At 43.8% G+C, this 15285-nt stretch carries 16 protein-coding genes and 4 pseudogenes; all 20 read left to right on the top strand.

The genetic code is table 11. The features are described from left to right. On the top strand, positions 1–240 hold a 240-nt coding region (locus EAE92_RS17825; RefSeq protein ID WP_214066812.1), incomplete at its 5' end, for a transposase. A 97-nt stretch (positions 241–337) separates the two neighbouring features. After that, the gene (locus EAE92_RS17830; RefSeq protein ID WP_214069051.1) at positions 338–1201 is read left to right on the top strand and encodes a cytotoxic necrotizing factor Rho-activating domain-containing protein; all 864 of its coding nucleotides are present in this window, start codon (positions 338–340) and stop codon (positions 1199–1201) included. A gap of 157 nt (positions 1202–1358) precedes the next feature. Next, positions 1359–1689: pseudogene (locus EAE92_RS17835) on the top strand (IS1595 family transposase); the annotation flags it as partial. A gap of 390 nt (positions 1690–2079) precedes the next feature. Further along, the gene (locus tag EAE92_RS17840) at positions 2080–2667 is read left to right on the top strand and encodes a DUF4765 family protein (RefSeq protein WP_214069052.1); all 588 of its coding nucleotides are present in this window, start codon (positions 2080–2082) and stop codon (positions 2665–2667) included. A 60-nt stretch (positions 2668–2727) separates the two neighbouring features. Further along, positions 2728–3651 carry a hypothetical protein gene (locus tag EAE92_RS17845; protein WP_214069053.1) on the top strand — a complete coding sequence of 308 codons (924 nt, stop codon included), beginning with the start codon at positions 2728–2730 and terminating at the stop codon, positions 3649–3651. A 135-nt stretch (positions 3652–3786) separates the two neighbouring features. After that, complete coding sequence (locus EAE92_RS17850) at positions 3787–4041, top strand: hypothetical protein (RefSeq protein ID WP_214069054.1); 255 nt, start codon at positions 3787–3789, stop codon at positions 4039–4041. Continuing rightward, positions 4023–4523 (top strand): annotated as a pseudogene (locus EAE92_RS24715) (hypothetical protein). Before EAE92_RS17850 ends, EAE92_RS24715 begins: the two are co-directional and overlap by 19 nt. A 99-nt stretch (positions 4524–4622) precedes the next feature. Next, on the top strand, positions 4623–5645 hold the full coding sequence (locus EAE92_RS17865; protein ID WP_214069056.1) for an Rpn family recombination-promoting nuclease/putative transposase: 1023 nt from the start codon (positions 4623–4625) through the stop codon (positions 5643–5645). A gap of 53 nt (positions 5646–5698) precedes the next feature. Next, positions 5699–5989 (top strand): annotated as a pseudogene (locus EAE92_RS17870) (ISNCY family transposase); the annotation flags it as partial. Positions 5990–6042: 53 nt separating this feature from the next. Continuing rightward, positions 6043–6357, top strand: a pseudogene (locus EAE92_RS17875) (ISNCY family transposase); the annotation flags it as partial. A 749-nt stretch (positions 6358–7106) separates the two neighbouring features. Then, complete coding sequence (locus tag EAE92_RS17880; RefSeq protein WP_214069057.1) at positions 7107–7556, top strand: phage tail protein; 450 nt, start codon at positions 7107–7109, stop codon at positions 7554–7556. Positions 7557–7727: 171 nt separating this feature from the next. Beyond that, on the top strand, positions 7728–8810 hold the full coding sequence (locus tag EAE92_RS17885; protein ID WP_214069058.1) for a phage tail sheath family protein: 1083 nt from the start codon (positions 7728–7730) through the stop codon (positions 8808–8810). Between the two features lie 11 nt (positions 8811–8821). Further along, a complete protein-coding gene (locus EAE92_RS17890; protein WP_214069059.1) occupies positions 8822–10222 on the top strand; it encodes a phage tail sheath family protein in 1401 nt (466 codons plus the stop codon). A 54-nt stretch (positions 10223–10276) separates the two neighbouring features. Further along, on the top strand, positions 10277–11452 hold the full coding sequence (locus tag EAE92_RS17895; protein ID WP_214069060.1) for a phage tail sheath family protein: 1176 nt from the start codon (positions 10277–10279) through the stop codon (positions 11450–11452). Between the two features lie 35 nt (positions 11453–11487). Next, positions 11488–11946 (top strand): phage tail protein, encoded by a 459-nt coding sequence (locus EAE92_RS17900; protein WP_214069061.1) that lies wholly within the window; start codon positions 11488–11490, stop codon positions 11944–11946. Next, entirely contained in the window at positions 11943–12137 is a 195-nt protein-coding gene (locus EAE92_RS17905) for a DUF5908 family protein (RefSeq protein WP_214069062.1), read from the top strand. Before EAE92_RS17900 ends, EAE92_RS17905 begins: the two co-directional genes overlap by 4 nt. After that, positions 12124–12807 carry a CIS tube protein gene (locus EAE92_RS17910; protein ID WP_040149145.1) on the top strand — a complete coding sequence of 228 codons (684 nt, stop codon included), beginning with the start codon at positions 12124–12126 and terminating at the stop codon, positions 12805–12807. The genes EAE92_RS17905 and EAE92_RS17910 overlap by 14 nt, the downstream gene beginning before the upstream one ends. Then, on the top strand, positions 12804–14405 hold the full coding sequence (locus tag EAE92_RS17915; RefSeq protein ID WP_214069063.1) for a phage baseplate assembly protein V: 1602 nt from the start codon (positions 12804–12806) through the stop codon (positions 14403–14405). Before EAE92_RS17910 ends, EAE92_RS17915 begins: the two co-directional genes overlap by 4 nt. A 12-nt stretch (positions 14406–14417) precedes the next feature. Then, positions 14418–14864: a GPW/gp25 family protein gene (locus tag EAE92_RS17920; protein ID WP_214069064.1), complete on the top strand. Its 447-nt coding sequence runs from the start codon at positions 14418–14420 to the stop codon at positions 14862–14864. Continuing rightward, positions 14861–15277, top strand: a complete 417-nt coding sequence (locus EAE92_RS17925) for a hypothetical protein (protein WP_214069065.1) — start codon at positions 14861–14863, stop codon at positions 15275–15277. The genes EAE92_RS17920 and EAE92_RS17925 overlap by 4 nt, the downstream gene beginning before the upstream one ends. Positions 15278–15285: the final 8 nt, after the last annotated feature.

Below are 15285 nucleotides of genomic sequence, written 5' to 3' on the forward strand. Positions count from 1 at the left end.
AGTGTTAAGCTTCCTTATTTTCAGTGGGTTAACACAATGATAAGTAATGTAAAAAATTCGATACGCGGAACATATCATTCGATTAGCAAAAAGTATTTACCTCGTTATCTTGCCGAATTCTGTTTCAGGTTCAATTGGCGCTTTAACCTTAAAAAAACATTCGAACAGCTTATTTATTCATGTATCCGGGCAGCACCTATACCTGAGTATTTACTCAAGCTAGCTGAGATTCGATGGTAATCAGGAATATTTATATTCGTAGTATCAGATTATCTGAACAATCATTATCAGATAAATCTTAAAGGTAAAAAATTTAATTATTATAGAGGAATTATCAATGTTAAAATACTTCACCGCGAATAATAAGCTTAATAAAGGGAATATTTCTCCTCTCAAGAGAAAGGGATTATTAGTGGGTAGCGATAATGCGCCAATCGATATACCGGTGATAGCACATCGTTATGATAGCAATAATCAGCTTGAGCAGGCTAGCTCTTTGAGAAATAGTGACTCTGGTCAGGAGATCCCTTTTCATGATGTTGTTACGGGATTTCGTGGGGACCAAGTAACCTCTTCAGAATCGGGTTCAGGAGCTATAGGAAAGCATTGGGGGAAAAATAAATTAGACCACAATATTACCGGTATTAATGTGGTTAATGGCGCATCGGGAACTGTGGGAATAAAAATTGCCTTGCGAGATATTCGGCCCGGGTATCCGGTCATTGTCACGTCAGGAGCGTTAAGCGGTTGTACTATGGTGTATGCCGTGAAGGATAATTATTTCTTTGCTTATCATACCGGCCAAAAACCGGGCGATGATGAATGGAGAACCGGCCAGGATGGTGTTGTCACTACCGCTCAGAGTCATAAAGCGCTTTTATCGGATAGCAAACCAATTGCAGTTAATAAACAAAATAACGATTTAGTGAATATTTTTGCAGAGTATGATCAGAGTGTTATTACCTATATGGGGAAACAGGCGGTTGTGATTGATAATACCGCAGAAAATGTCAGCGTTTTTAACTATGATGAAATCAAACCCGGAAAACCCGCTATTAGAGCCGGTTATAGCTACGCGCTGTTAGCTAATGATAACGGCCAAGTGAGCGTCAAAGTATTGTCGGAGGATGCTATCGTTTCCCCTGGCAAGAACGGTAATAGTATTAAGGTTATCAATTCACTCAAAAAACGGTTGTTATAGCCTGTCCGAATTACACTCTCCGCCGTTTTATAGCGCCTAACCTGATATCCGAGATAGCTATCTCGATATTAATAAGTTGCAAGAATCGGTAATATCAGGCAGGGCTTAATTAAATAAGGGGCTGTCCTAGATAAATAACTTGATCTAGGATATCCAAATGAGAAAAAGTCGGATTAGCCAATACAAACAAAAAACGTCTTTAGGAACTCTTTGTGGCAGGGGCTACAGCCCGCACTGCGGCAGAGTTAGTGGGTGTCAACAAAACGACTTCAGATTACTATTTTCACCGCCTCAGAGTCCTTATCGCTGATTATGTCGATGAACACTCCATGTTTGAAGGCGAAGTCGAGATAGACGAAAGCTATTTCGGGGGTAAACGTAAGGAAAAACGCAGGCGAGGTTTAGCCGGAAAAATCCTTGTTTTCGGGCTTCTCAAGCGAGGAGGTAAGGTCTACGCTAAAGTGGATCTGACAACCGAGCCTGATACAGAAAATAATCAAAACTTAGAAAATCAAAATATTATTGTTGAAGTTTCCGGCATTACTAGTGCAACTTATTTACCACATATAAAAGATACGCTTACCAAATGGAAAAACAGCCAAGAGGCTATTGTTAATATAAATGGCGTCGGTATTGTTATTTCTAAAGAAAATGCTGACAAGTTAATTGAAATTAAAAATTAATTCTTATATTAGAACAACAAAAATAACGACCAATCACTTATCTAACAAATAATTATTTATTAAAAATAATTATTTTTAATATGTTTATTTGAGTTTTCTATGTTATAAACTTAATCCATTAACAACACAAATATCAATTGGCAATTTCATAAAAACAAGGATTTCCCTATTTCACTAGTATATTAAGGAGCTGTTATGCCTATATATAAAGATCAAGAAATAATTGATGAATCTGATAAGAGTAAATGGCTAAAAGATAATTCACAACGCCTCTTAGCTTATAATCAACTTCCTGACGATGATGATAATTATGATTCAGATGAAGATGAGGATGGCCCACTGCCATATGACATAATTTCCGGTCAATTTAAGACGTTAGAATATCACACAATAGCCAAATCTATTAATGAAGCAATAGACCCAGAGGTATCTTTTATTTTATATCGTGGAGTAAGCAGCAACACAGCCTTCAACATGTATAAGAATAATAGTGCAGGAGGAGAGCCTGCCAATATCAATACCCCGTCCCCCACAATAGAAAACGTTCGACAACAAGTAGGAAAAGGCGCATATTTGCCAGAGTTTTCAGTAGATGAAAGTGTATTTGATCGTTTCTCAAGGAACAGATATGGAGTAGTTGTTAAAATAAAATCAAAATATTTATCACCAGGCAGTGAAAGTGAGTCAGGCTTTGTCGCAAATAAAGATGCGCCTATAGAAATTTTAAAAACATATGACAGGACATTTGGCAAGGCTGAAAATTCCTTGCCAAACGCATCATAATTTAGGATAAAAATATCACTTTTAAAATATATTTCTGACATCAGCCTAACAGGTGATAATATGGAACATGAATATAAAGAGAAAGAAAAGCAAAAAAGACCACCATTACAGTCAAAGAATGCAACTCATGATGAAAGTAATTCATTAGAGTTAGAACTAGAGAATCATTCCAATTCCGTGACACCTGCCGATCCTCGTAACAAATGGTTTACTTATGAAGGTGATAAAGAGGCAGAGCTGACTCCAGAAAGAGTAGAAGAAATATTCTCAAATAAACAGCCTAAGATTATTATTGCCGGTGATGGTCATAATAAACCACCATTTCAATACGCAAAAAACATACCTGATGTTAATAGCAGTTTTGATGCTGGCACACTTCAACTTTATATTGAAGCAACAGATGAACAGATAAATAAAAATAAAGCAGAGTATATACCAAAAGATTTTATGGCAAAATCATGGCCATTCATGAATAAAAATAGGCGGGCTGAAATTGTTGGATGGGAGGATTCAGCATTATCCAACGCCATGAAGGAGATGTTTGATCTATCGATGACATCAATAAGTGAACCAACGAAGTTAACAGAAAAAGATATTTCTTCATTTTATGAATTCTATATGACTGCTATTCAGAGCTTTTTACCTAATTTCAAAAAATTAGGTAATGAATTAAATGAAATTATGGCAAAAGCTGGCAGTAAAGGGGAGCTGGGAAACGTTGCGCCAGAAATGCTCCATTTTACTTCTGGTACATGGCGTGATGAATATGTCAACCCAACGTTAGCAGAGAAAATTGCAAAACATGCCTCTGAAAAAGAAAATCATACATTTGTTGTCTCCATAGGAGATGCTCACCTCAGTATTAATCCTATGCAGGAACATTTAAATAAAATGAGGGAGAAATATAATTTCAAACACCAAATTATATTTACCAGAGATAAAAACCCTACACTTTCGGCTCACACAAAAGGAGGAAAGAAATAATGGCTAGATATAGAATATCTCTATTAATATATTGATAGTTGTTCAAATCAATTCTTAAATTAAAGTAAAATATAAACAACAATTTAAACTTCATTTTCCCATAATATACATTTCAATGAAAATTTAGGTGATAACATGTACTCCACTTTCGATAAAAAAGATAGCTACGCAAATAAAAAAACAAATTCAATGAAACACCAAGCAGCCAAAACAGACCATCAAAGCGAAATTTCCACCTATTCACTTTTCAACCCTAAATTTCATATGACTGGAACGACTGAAGCTGCATCAGAAACTGATAATTTATGCAGCAGCAATATGAGAAGTCCTGTTTTTAGTAAGCAACCTAATATACCTAATGAGTTTCACAGTTGCATGATCCTAAAATAGTTATTTTAACCAAACAGCAACTTGAGAAAAGAAATGCCAGTGGAAAAAATTGGCATTCTATATCATTTAATGGTAAAAAAATTTATGGTTCAGATACCGCAATAACAGCTTATGATTTAAATCACCCGATAAGAATGATTATGTCCAATCCTCATTATGACGGTAAACCGATTTTAATCCTAACGGGATCTCACGGTGACGCTTTTGGGTTCAATTGAGATGCTAATACTAATGGAGTCAGAAGAAAAGACTTACGTGAAAAGCTATTTTTTAATGAAGACAAAGATGATAGAAAAGGTGAATATGATAGAAGTGAACCAATACATATCAAAGATGTCAGAAAAATTACCTATCAGGAGATGGAAGAAATTATTAATTCCCCGGATTACCATGTTATTTTAGGCTATTGTTTTAGTCGCAATGATCAGGCTTTGCGCTTTTATACCAATACCAATCCAGTAACAAGTTATGTTGATAATTAACCTGAACTTCGATTAAGAAGGAAATTCAAGACATCACAGTCCGCTCAGTTTCTTGCTTAATATTCCTTCAATATAAAAAAAGTATGCTATTATCCGCCTATGAAGAAAAAAAATACACCAACGCCACATGACGCCATTTTCAAACAGTTTCTAGGTCATATTGATACGGCCAGAGACTTTCTAGAGATACATTTGCCTGCGACATTACGGGCAGTTTGTGATCTGGATACATTGCAATTGGCATCAGGGTCGTTTATTGAAGATAATCTGCGTGCGCATTATTCCGATATTTTGTATTCACTAAAAACGGTGCAAGGTGACGGTTATGTGTACTGCGTGATCGAACACCAGAGTTCCCCGGACAAAATGATGGCGTTCCGATTAATGCGTTACAGTATTTCAGCCATGCAACGGCATCTGGAGCAGGGACATGAAAAATTGCCGCTGGTCATTCCGGTGTTGTTCTATCACGGGAAAATACAGCCGTATCCCTGGAGTACCAATTGGCTCGATTGCTTCGATGATCCGACTCTGGCGAAGGAGCTTTATTCCGGTCCATTCCCGCTGGTAGATGTGACGGTAATTTCGGATGATGAAATCCTGACACATAAACGGGTCGCGCTACTAGAAATGGTGCAAAAGCATATCTGGCAGCGTGATATGATGGAGTCACTGCAAAAACTGTCTATACTGCTGGCGTATGATTACCATACGGAAGAGCAGCTAAGAAGCGTGCTAAACTACTTATTACAGGCGGGAGATACCGCCGATCCAGAGGGTTTTATCCGGCGACTGGCAGAACAGTCCCCGAGGTATGAGGAGGTACTGATGACAATAGCGCAAAGATTAGAACATAAAGCACGTCAGGAAGGGCGTCAAGAAGGACTCCAAGAAGGACGTCAGGAGGGACGTCAAGAAGGACGTCAGGAAGGACGCCAAGAAGGACGTCAGGAAGGACGTCAAGAAGGACGTCAGGAAGGACGCCAAGAAGGACGTCAGGAAGGACGTCAGGAGGCAACGTTAAAAATTGCTCATGCATTGCTGAACAGCGGAATCGATCGTGAAACGGTGATGAAAACCACCGGTCTGAGTCAGAACGAACTTGAGCAAATACGCCACTAACTCGTGCTGAGAGTTCTTCATCAGTATTCAACGATTCGTGTTAAAAGAGAATCTTACGGCGACTGGCAGAACAGTCCCCGAGGTATGAGGAGGTACTGATGACAATAGCGCAAAGATTAGAACATAAAGCACGTCAGGAAGGGCGTCAAGAAGGACTCCAAGAAGGACGTCAGGAGGGACGTCAGGAAGGACGCCAAGAAGGACGTCAGGAAGGACGCCAGGAAGGACGTCAGGAGGCAACGTTAAAAATTGCTCATGCATTGCTGAACAGCGGAATCGATCGTGAAACGGTGATGAAAACCACCGGTCTGAGTCAGAACGAACTTGAGCAAATACGCCACTAACTCGTGCTGAGAGTTCTTCATCAGTATTCAACGATTCGTGTTAAAAGAGAATCTTACGGCGACTGGCAGAACAGTCCCCGAGGTATGAGGAGGTACTGATGACAATAGCGCAAAGATTAGAACATAAAGCACGTCAGGAAGGGCGTCAAGAAGGACTCCAAGAAGGACGTCAGGAGGGACGTCAAGAAGGACGTCAAGAAGGACGTCAGGAAGGACGCCAAGAAGGACGTCAGGAAGGACGCCAGGAAGGACGTCAGGAGGCAACGTTAAAAATTGCTCATGCATTGCTGAACAGCGGAATCGATCGTGAAACGGTGATGAGAACCACCGGTCTGAGTCAGAACGAACTTGAACAAATACGCCACTAACTCGTGCTGAGAGTTCTTCATCAGTATTCAACGATTCGTGTTAAAAGAGAATCTTACGGTGACTGGCAAAACAGTCACCGAGGTATGACTCTTGACCGTGAAACGGTGATGGAAATCACCAGAGTGAACTTGAACAAACGTCCAACAAACTTACTTTTGATACGTTATCGGCATAAAAATGCTTGAGTCAATGCACAAAACGCATAGAAGCCGCACATTTACATTCCAAGCGAAAGACCGGATTTGAATCCACATGCTTCTGAAATCGCTGTTCTCTCTTTTCACCCCAATAAACATTCTAACTAATTTCATAGCTAATTATTTTACAATTATCTTTTTGTCTGTTCATTAATTTATAATGGAAATTATTAAAGCACAAAACTACCTGACAATGAAAAATCTCATAACCACGTGATATTATTCAACATAAAAATCACACCTGTTATTTATTTTCATGTTTACAGAAAGCAGTAAATTAACGCTGATACATGAAATCACTAAAACCTGCCACATCAATTAAAAATAAATATCATTATTAATTGATGCTACCGCCTAAAAATCCATTCTCTATAATCACCTCGCTTTATCAAAGGTGATTTAAATAATCATTGAACAAACCCGTTAATACGAATAAAGACCTATGTAAATCAGGTTGTTGCGGTAGCTATACCCAATCGTTAGGTACTAAGGAAAACAAAATAACAGACGTTTTCCTTATATTTCAAATGTAAACAATCAAGGAAACAATCATGGCTATAACTCCAGAACAAATTGCTGTTGACTATCCAATTCCTGCTTATCGGTTTGTTGTCTCTCTCGGTGATGAGAAAATCCCTTTTAACAATGTTTCCGGACTCGATATCTCTCATGACGTCATCGAATATAAAGATGGTACCGGTAATTACTATAAAATGCCGGGCCAGCGTCAAGCGATCAATATTACCCTGCGTAAAGGCGTCTTCCCTGGCGATACTAAGCTTTTTGACTGGATTAATGCTATTCAACTTAATCAAGTTGAGAAAAAAGATATCGCAATTAGTCTGACCAACGAAACCGGTACCGAGATTCTAATGACCTGGAATGTGACAAATGCCTTCCCAACGTCATTCACCTCCCCTTCTTTTGACGCCACCAGCAATGATATTGCCATTCAAGAAATTGCTCTGGTCGCGGATCGGGTCACTATTCAAGCACCTTAATACCTCGGTAATAACGATCTATCCCGATGTTTATATTGCAGAAGATAATCGTCTGACATAGCCAATTATCCATGCGCTAACACATGATGATCAATATTGGCATGGCTCATCACGACCGAATTCATCATCCTACAGTTCGCGCAAAATATCGCACAATAACTTGGAGGCAATATGCCAATAACCCCAACTTATCCCGGCGTTTATATTGAAGAGGACGCTTCACCGTCCCTTTCTGTTCGTTCCGGTGCAACGGCAGTACCTGTTTTTGCCGTCGCAAATAATAATTCATTAATATCAAGTAAGCCCTATATTCGCGTCAGTAGCTGGCTGGAGTATTTGACACTAAAAGGTGGACAATTTAATCCTTCCGATAAACTCGATATCGCACTGCGCGCCTATTTTATTAACGGCGGTGGATATGGTTATCTCGTCAAAACGCAAGATTTAGAAAAGCAAGTGCCGGTACTTGATGATGTCACGCTATTGGTTGCCGCCGGAGAAGAGATCACAACCGCCGTCGGAACACTTTGTCAATTAGGCAAAGGATTATTCGCCATTTTTGACGGCCCTAAAACTCAAATAACTTCAACCCAAACACCCGATGATGTACTTAAGCCTTATTCAGCAACTCAATATGCCGCAGTTTACTATCCCTGGCTGACCGCTGAGTGGGGAGAAAATAAAGCTTCCATTGATATTCCACCTAGTGCTGTCATGGCCGGTATTTATGCCAGTGTCGATAATAGCCGAGGCGTCTGGCAAGCTCCCGCCAATGTCCCTGTTCAGGGCGGATTACAACCTAAATATCCGATGACCGACGACCTACAAGGGAAATATAACCAAGGTAAAGCACTGAATATGATCCGTACCTTTCCTAAGAGCGGTACGCTGGTCTGGGGAGCCAGAACCCTTGAAGACAGCGATAACTGGCGTTATATCCCGGTTCGTCGCCTGTTTAACAGCGCGGAACGGGACATTAAAAACGCCATGAGTTTCGCGGTGTTCGAGCCTAACAGCCAACCCACCTGGGAAGCTGTACGCCGGGCCATTGATAACTATCTCCATTCCCTCTGGCAGCAAGGCGGATTGATGGGCGACAAAGCCGATCAGGCTTATTTTGTTCAAATCGGTAAAGGCGTCACCATGACTGATGACGATATCAAGCAGGGCAAAATGATCGTCAAAATCGGCATGGCCGCTGTCCGTCCAGCCGAATTCATTATCTTGCAGTTCACGCAGAATATCGCACAATAATTGGAGGCAGCATGCCAACGACACCAACTTATCCTGGCGTCTATATTGAAGAAGATGCGTCATTATCGCTCTCTGTCAGCCACGGGAATACCGCAATACCTGTTTTTATTGGCCGTTTCCAACCTAAAAAAACCAGCACAACCCCAAAAGCGGTACGTGTTAGTAGCTGGCTGGATTTTACGAATCTATTTAATGTCGGTTGTATTACATCAATCGCCATCACATCGACTAAACCAACGCCAACACCACCGTCTCCCACTCCGCCTTCCGAGAAAGTTGCAGGCGATGCAGCAGTTGTCGCGACTACCGATATCGCTCTTAACGCAAATGATACAGGCTCCGGTTACACTTACACTGTGACTGTCAGTACCTACACAACAAGTAGTGATGCGGTAAAACTTTATTTTCAAAATGGCGGTGGACCTTGTTATATCCTGCCGGTTGCTAATCCCCAAGATACTGCCACTTCGGCATTAATCCCTGAGTTAATTGAGCAAGCTCTGGAGATTACTTTAATCGTCTGCCCTGAACAGGATTCTTCTTACCAGAGCTCGATATACAACAGCTTAACCCCCGCATTATTGAATGCCGGCTATTTTCTGATCGCTGACAGCCAAACTAAAACCAGCATACCCGGCATTAATGTGCAATCACAAACCGCAACTTACTATCCGGCGGTGAAAGTCTCACAACTTATTCCTGTGGAAGACAGCCTGATTGCAGTTTCAGGTTATGAAGATGCAGAAACAAAACTCGATGCAATCACCAATCTGGCGCAACTCAAAGAGAAAAACCCAACTGTCTACCAACAAGCGGTTCAAGCAATACAGGGCAAAATAGCCGCCAACGGCAACACTATTCCTGCCAGTGCAGTGATGGCAGGCGTGTATTGTGCCACTGACGCCAGCCGTGGTGTCTGGAAAGCCCCGGCGAATATCGTGCTAAGCGGTATCAGTGATGTCACTGAACGACTCAATGACGATGAACAAGGCACCATGAATCAACAGGGCATCAATGCTATCCGCTATTTCAATGGGCGGGGCTTTGTGGTGTGGGGCGCACGTACTATGCAAAATGATGACAACTGGCGCTATATTCCGGTTCGACGTCTCTTTAACAGCGCAGAGCGGGATATTAAGCAAGCCATGCGCACCGCCGTCTTTGAACCCAATAGCCAGCCTACCTGGGAACGCGTGAAGTCAGCCATTGACAACTATCTCTACTCCTTATGGCAACAAGGGGCATTAGCGGGAAATAAACCGCAGGAAGCCTATTTTGTTCAGATTGGTAAAGGGATCACCATGTCTGACGACGACATTAAACAAGGGAAAATGATTGTCAAAGTAGGGATGGCCGCGGTACGTCCGGCTGAATTTATTATCCTTCAGTTTTCACAACATGTAGCACAGTAATCGTACTGAGACGCGGTTAAATGCCGCGTCTATTCAGTCGCTAAGGAGACGATAATGGAGATAACACAGCCGAGCGTCACCGTCACAGAAAATCTGATATCCCCAAAACAGGATGACACGTTTATCGGTATACCGGTTTTTATTGGTTACACCTCGTCGCTGGTCAATAAAACGGCTATCAAACTTAACAGTCTGGCCGATTTCGCCCGGTCATTTCCTGAGTCAGGATTAATGTACTATTCCGTTCGCCATTTCTTTGAAAACGGCGGTCAACAGGCTTATGTACTGTCACTGGGTACGGAGAAACAATTAAGCGATTTTCCGTCATTGATCACTGCGCTGCAACAAGCGTGGCTGGCACAAACGATTTCCGCAGAGGACGACATTACCCTGATTATCACCCCGGATGCTATTCGCTTTAATCAGACAGAGGTTTCCTATACTCAAAGAGATCTTTGGTTACAGTTTTGGCAATCGGCGCTCAATCTTTGCAAGAGCCGGCGCGGTATCATGGGATTATTGGATGCCCCAGACAATCCCACATTAGCCGCTGAGTGTTTAAAACAGTTTTCTTCCGCGGATCGACAATGGGGCGCCGTATACTGGCCGCTGTTAAAAAGCGCCTATCAGGATAATGCGCAAAACCCTATCGTGCTTTCACCCACCGCCGCCGTGGCTGCCGTCATCCAGCGTAACGATAACCAACAAGGCGTCTGGACCGCTCCGGCCAACATTGCCTTAGCCAAAGTGATTAGCCCGGTCCACTCTTATATTGAAGCGAACGCACTGTTTAATCCGGACGGCGCCTCGCTGAATCTGGCGCGCAGCTTTCCCGGCAAAGGTATTCGGATCTGGGGATGCCGAACGTTGGACAATACCCCCGGTTCCCTCTGGCGTTATATCCAAATCCGTCGTCTGGTTTCTTATATCGAAACCCATATGACTCTACTAGGTCGCGCCTTCGTCTTTGAACCCAATAACGCCATCACTTGGATGAAACTCAAAGGACAAGCCCACAACTGGCTACGTCAATTATGGTTAAACGGCGGGCTACGAGGCACCCAAGAAGGACAGGCGTTCAAGGTGTTATTGGGTGTGGGTGAATCGATGAGTGAAGCCGATATACGGGCCGGAAAAATGATCATGAAAATCAGCCTTTCAGTCTTAATTCCGGCCGAATTTATTGAGCTAAGCCTGACATTCGATACCTGTACCGGTACCACCCGCTAAGTTAAACAGAAACAAAAGTTAAACAGAGGCAAAATATGAACAACCTCTACACCCCGGCAGTGTCACACCGTTTTATCGCCAGTTTTCTTTTTAACAACATTCCCAGTCCACTGGATATCGCCTTTCAACGGATATCGGGCTTGAGCCGCGAGCTGCAAACCACCCAACACAGCCAGGGCGGGGAAAACGCCAGAAATACCTGGCTGGCCGAAAAAATCCAACATGGCAGTCTGATATTGGAACGTGGCGTGATGACCGTGACACCACTCACGCTGGTGTTTGATCGCGTCCTGCGTGGCGAAAAAGCGGTCTATGCCGATGTCGTGATTATGCTGCTGAATGAAAATTCGTTACCCGTGGCAAGCTGGACATTAAGCAACGCGCTACCGGTGCGCTGGTCCACCGGCGACTTTGACGCCAATAGCAACACCGTTTTGGTGAACTCACTGGAGTTGCGTTATCAAGATATGCGCTGGTTAGGAGTAAAAGTATGACCGTCGAAATTAAGGAGCTGATTATTCGGGCTAAAGTGACTGATTCCGAGAGTAATCCCATCACACGCAATCCCATCACACCACAGACATTAGCCCAAGAGACGCTGGATAACGCCCGTCTGATCGAAATCATCAAACGGGAAGTATTAGAGGCGTTGCGTGAAACCGGAGGCTATTATGAGCTTAATTGAACGCAGCCTGTCCAAACTCACCCTGACCGCCTTTAAAGACCGGGAAGGGAAAATCTCCGTAGGCAGCTTACAGGCAATGTATAACCCTGATGGGATTCAGCTCGATTATCAAACCCGCTACCAACAGGATGAAAGCGTTAACAACGCCAGCCAAAGCAGCCGCTATGTGCTATCACAACCCGCCGGTTTGACGTTAGTTCTGCTATTTGACGCCACCATGCCGGGCAACAATATCCCGGTAGAAACCCAACTCGCAACCTTGAAAGCCCTGTGTACGGTGGATGCCAGCACCAGCGTCCCCCACTTCCTCAAAATCAAATGGGGCAAAATGCGTTGGGAAAACAAAGGTTATTTCGCTTGCCGGGCTAGTGATCTCACCATCAATTACACCCTGTTTGACCGGGACGCCACCCCGCTGCGAGCCAGCGCCACTTTATCGCTGATCGCGGACGAAAGCTTTGTTATTCAAGCCACGGAACAGCAGTTAAAATCACCGCCGATCACCGCAGTCAGCGTCACCGATATGCTCTCGCTGCCGTTAATCGCCTTAGGCGCCGGGGCTTCTCTGGCAGGCGGCATTGATTACCTCACCCTCGCCTGGCAAAACAATCTGGATAATCTTGATGATTTCACCCCCGGGCAAACGCTACAGGCACAGGGGGACGCATGAAGATACCGGTGATAGACGTTAAAATAGCGGGAAAAACTCTCAGCCAATTTTCTGTCATTAGTCTGACCGTCAACCATCAAATCAACGGTATTCCCACCGCCAACATCACCCTTAACGTAGCCGGTGACGCCAACGCGATTTTTGCCGCTAAAGCGCAAGCTGAACTCACCAGCTGTCGGCCCAATCAAGAACTGATCGTGAGAGTGCAAAAAACCGTGTTGTTTAAGGGGATCATTGTTCGGCAAGCGCTTAAGCTCAGAGGTCAGGACAGTCTGATTACCCTAACGGCGAAACATCCACTGCAAAAACTTACTGACAATTTCCATTCACAGTTATTCAGCCAACAAAGTGATGAAGCCATTATCAGAAAACTATTCAGTCAGGCAGGTATACCCGTCACGATCAAACAGGCGCCTCAGCTTAAAACTGAGCATGAGCAGATGGTCCAGTTTCGCTGCCATGACTGGAAATTCTTAAAAAACCGGCTGGCCGCCACCAATATCTGGTTATTACCCGGTAACGAAACGGTCACGCTGGCGACGCCGGAATCACTCAATCAATCAACGGCGCACACGATTAAACAACGTGCCGGCGATCAAGGCATCGTGCTGTTTGAGGCAGATCTGCAATGGGATAACCGGCACAACCCCAAAACAGTGAGCGTACAATCCTGGGATATCGCACAACAAAAACTGTCTCAGGCCACTCAGGCAAAAAACAGTCGGCTTGGCAGTGGTCAACTCGCGCCAGACAGTCTGGCGACTTTGACCGATCAGGCATGGCAATGGGTTTTCAGTTATCCGCAAGATAATGAACAAGCCAAATACCTTGCGCAAGGCATCCTGAATAACCTGCGAAGTGATAACGTCTCCGGCAATGTTGAAGTTGCAGGGGATAACCGCTATCAACCGGGGGATGTTCTGGCGTTAAGCGGCTTTGGTCAGGGAATGGATGGTAAAGGTATTATCACCGGCGTCAGTCAGACCATCAATCAACGGCAAGGCTGGCGTACCCGGTTAACTCTGGGTTTGTCGCCGGAGACAGAACCGGCGGTCCCGCAGGTTAAAGAACTGCATGTGGGGATTGTGGAGAAATACCAACAAGACAAGCAGTCACTGGACCGAATTCCGGTCAGGATACCGGCGTTGAATTTAACCAACAGCGCACTTTTCGCCCGACTGGGTAAACCTTACGCCAGTCATGAAAGCGGGTTCTGTTTCTACCCGGAACCGGGGGATGAAGTGATTATCGGTTTCTTTGAATGCGATCCCCGCTTCCCGGTGATATTAGGCGCTATGCACAACCCGAAAAATAAAACACCGATAGAACCCAGTGAGAAAAACCCAATAAAAACCTTGGTCATTAAACAAGGGGATAATCAGCAAGAACTAATATTCAATCATCAAGATAAAATTGCCGCTCTTAATAGCGGGAAACATTCATTATCTCTGCAACAGGATAAAGATATCACGCTAGATTCGGCCAAGAATATTATCACCAAAGGTCAGGAAATTAACCTACAGGCGGAAAAATCCCTGTCAGCCACAGGAAAGTCCGGCGTCGATATTAAAGGTGCGAAAATTAATTTAACACAATAATAGGACAGCAAAATGACAGACAGCATATTAGCCGATATTTATGGCCGGGGTTGGGCTTTTCCGCCACAATTTTCTATCCAAGATAATGCGCACTCAGAAATACCCACCGGTGTCCAAATGGCGGCAGGCGCGGAAAATGTTCGCCAAAGCATGAAAATTCTTTTTCTCACTGAACCCGGCGAACGGATTATGCGTGAAGATTACGGTTGTGGCCTGAATGATTATCTGTTTGCCAATATCAATGATGCACTGATAGCAGAAATCCAAACCCGAATTGAAGAACGGGTATTGCGTTATGAACCACGCGCGGAAATCACGATAATTCAGGTCAATCAGAGAACGGACTTGCCCAATACCCTACATGTTCAAGTGACTTACGCCCTGAGAGGCAGCGAAATCAACCAACAAATTGATGGCATCCTTGAGGTCAGCGAAGGCCAGATGTGGGTGAACCTATGAGTAAACAACTGGTAGTGGATGGCGACAATCTGCTATTTGAACCGTTATTCGGCAACCGGCAAGTCACCCTTCTAGGGCCGGCGACCATCAGAGGCAGCGGGCACGCCCAGATCCAAGGCAAAAAGATCGCCATTGTGGGTGACGAAAAAAAGGTCCAATTTCAGGCGCAATATATTACCCCTAGCCACCCGATACCCGGTATGGGAATGGTCACTATTGCTCAGTTGGATGCTAGTCAGCAGGCAAACTTTTGTCGCAGCACCGCCACGGTGATCGTGGTCGGGCAACAATTTACCGCCCGTTTCACCCCGACACAACCGGCGAATAATCCATCGAGCGGCCCGGATGTGACAACGCCGAGTATGGGAAAAGGCCGTTTTATTGCTAGCCAATATAGCGTCACTGCCGGATAAATCCTCCC

This window comes from Photorhabdus hainanensis, from assembly GCF_018448965.1.
GTDB classification, from domain to species: Bacteria; Pseudomonadota; Gammaproteobacteria; order Enterobacterales; family Enterobacteriaceae; genus Photorhabdus; species Photorhabdus akhurstii.

Bases quoted from the DNA above. Each gene is read 5' to 3' on its own strand.
- EAE92_RS17830 (WP_214069051.1), top strand. From the start codon at position 338: ATGTTAAAATACTTCACCGCGAATAATAAGCTTAATAAAGGGAATATT.
- EAE92_RS17920 (WP_214069064.1), top strand. From the start codon at position 14,418: ATGACAGACAGCATATTAGCCGATATTTATGGCCGGGGTTGGGCTTTT.
- EAE92_RS17900 (WP_214069061.1), top strand. From the start codon at position 11,488: ATGAACAACCTCTACACCCCGGCAGTGTCACACCGTTTTATCGCCAGT.
- EAE92_RS17885 (WP_214069058.1), top strand. From the start codon at position 7,728: ATGCCAATAACCCCAACTTATCCCGGCGTTTATATTGAAGAGGACGCT.
- EAE92_RS17905 (WP_214069062.1), top strand. From the start codon at position 11,943: ATGACCGTCGAAATTAAGGAGCTGATTATTCGGGCTAAAGTGACTGAT.
- EAE92_RS17880 (WP_214069057.1), top strand. From the start codon at position 7,107: ATGGCTATAACTCCAGAACAAATTGCTGTTGACTATCCAATTCCTGCT.
- EAE92_RS17845 (WP_214069053.1), top strand. From the start codon at position 2,728: ATGGAACATGAATATAAAGAGAAAGAAAAGCAAAAAAGACCACCATTA.
- EAE92_RS17925 (WP_214069065.1), top strand. From the start codon at position 14,861: ATGAGTAAACAACTGGTAGTGGATGGCGACAATCTGCTATTTGAACCG.
- EAE92_RS17910 (WP_040149145.1), top strand. From the start codon at position 12,124: ATGAGCTTAATTGAACGCAGCCTGTCCAAACTCACCCTGACCGCCTTT.
- EAE92_RS17840 (WP_214069052.1), top strand. From the start codon at position 2,080: ATGCCTATATATAAAGATCAAGAAATAATTGATGAATCTGATAAGAGT.
- EAE92_RS17865 (WP_214069056.1), top strand. From the start codon at position 4,623: ATGAAGAAAAAAAATACACCAACGCCACATGACGCCATTTTCAAACAG.
- EAE92_RS17890 (WP_214069059.1), top strand. From the start codon at position 8,822: ATGCCAACGACACCAACTTATCCTGGCGTCTATATTGAAGAAGATGCG.
- EAE92_RS17850 (WP_214069054.1), top strand. From the start codon at position 3,787: ATGTACTCCACTTTCGATAAAAAAGATAGCTACGCAAATAAAAAAACA.
- EAE92_RS17895 (WP_214069060.1), top strand. From the start codon at position 10,277: ATGGAGATAACACAGCCGAGCGTCACCGTCACAGAAAATCTGATATCC.
- EAE92_RS17915 (WP_214069063.1), top strand. From the start codon at position 12,804: ATGAAGATACCGGTGATAGACGTTAAAATAGCGGGAAAAACTCTCAGC.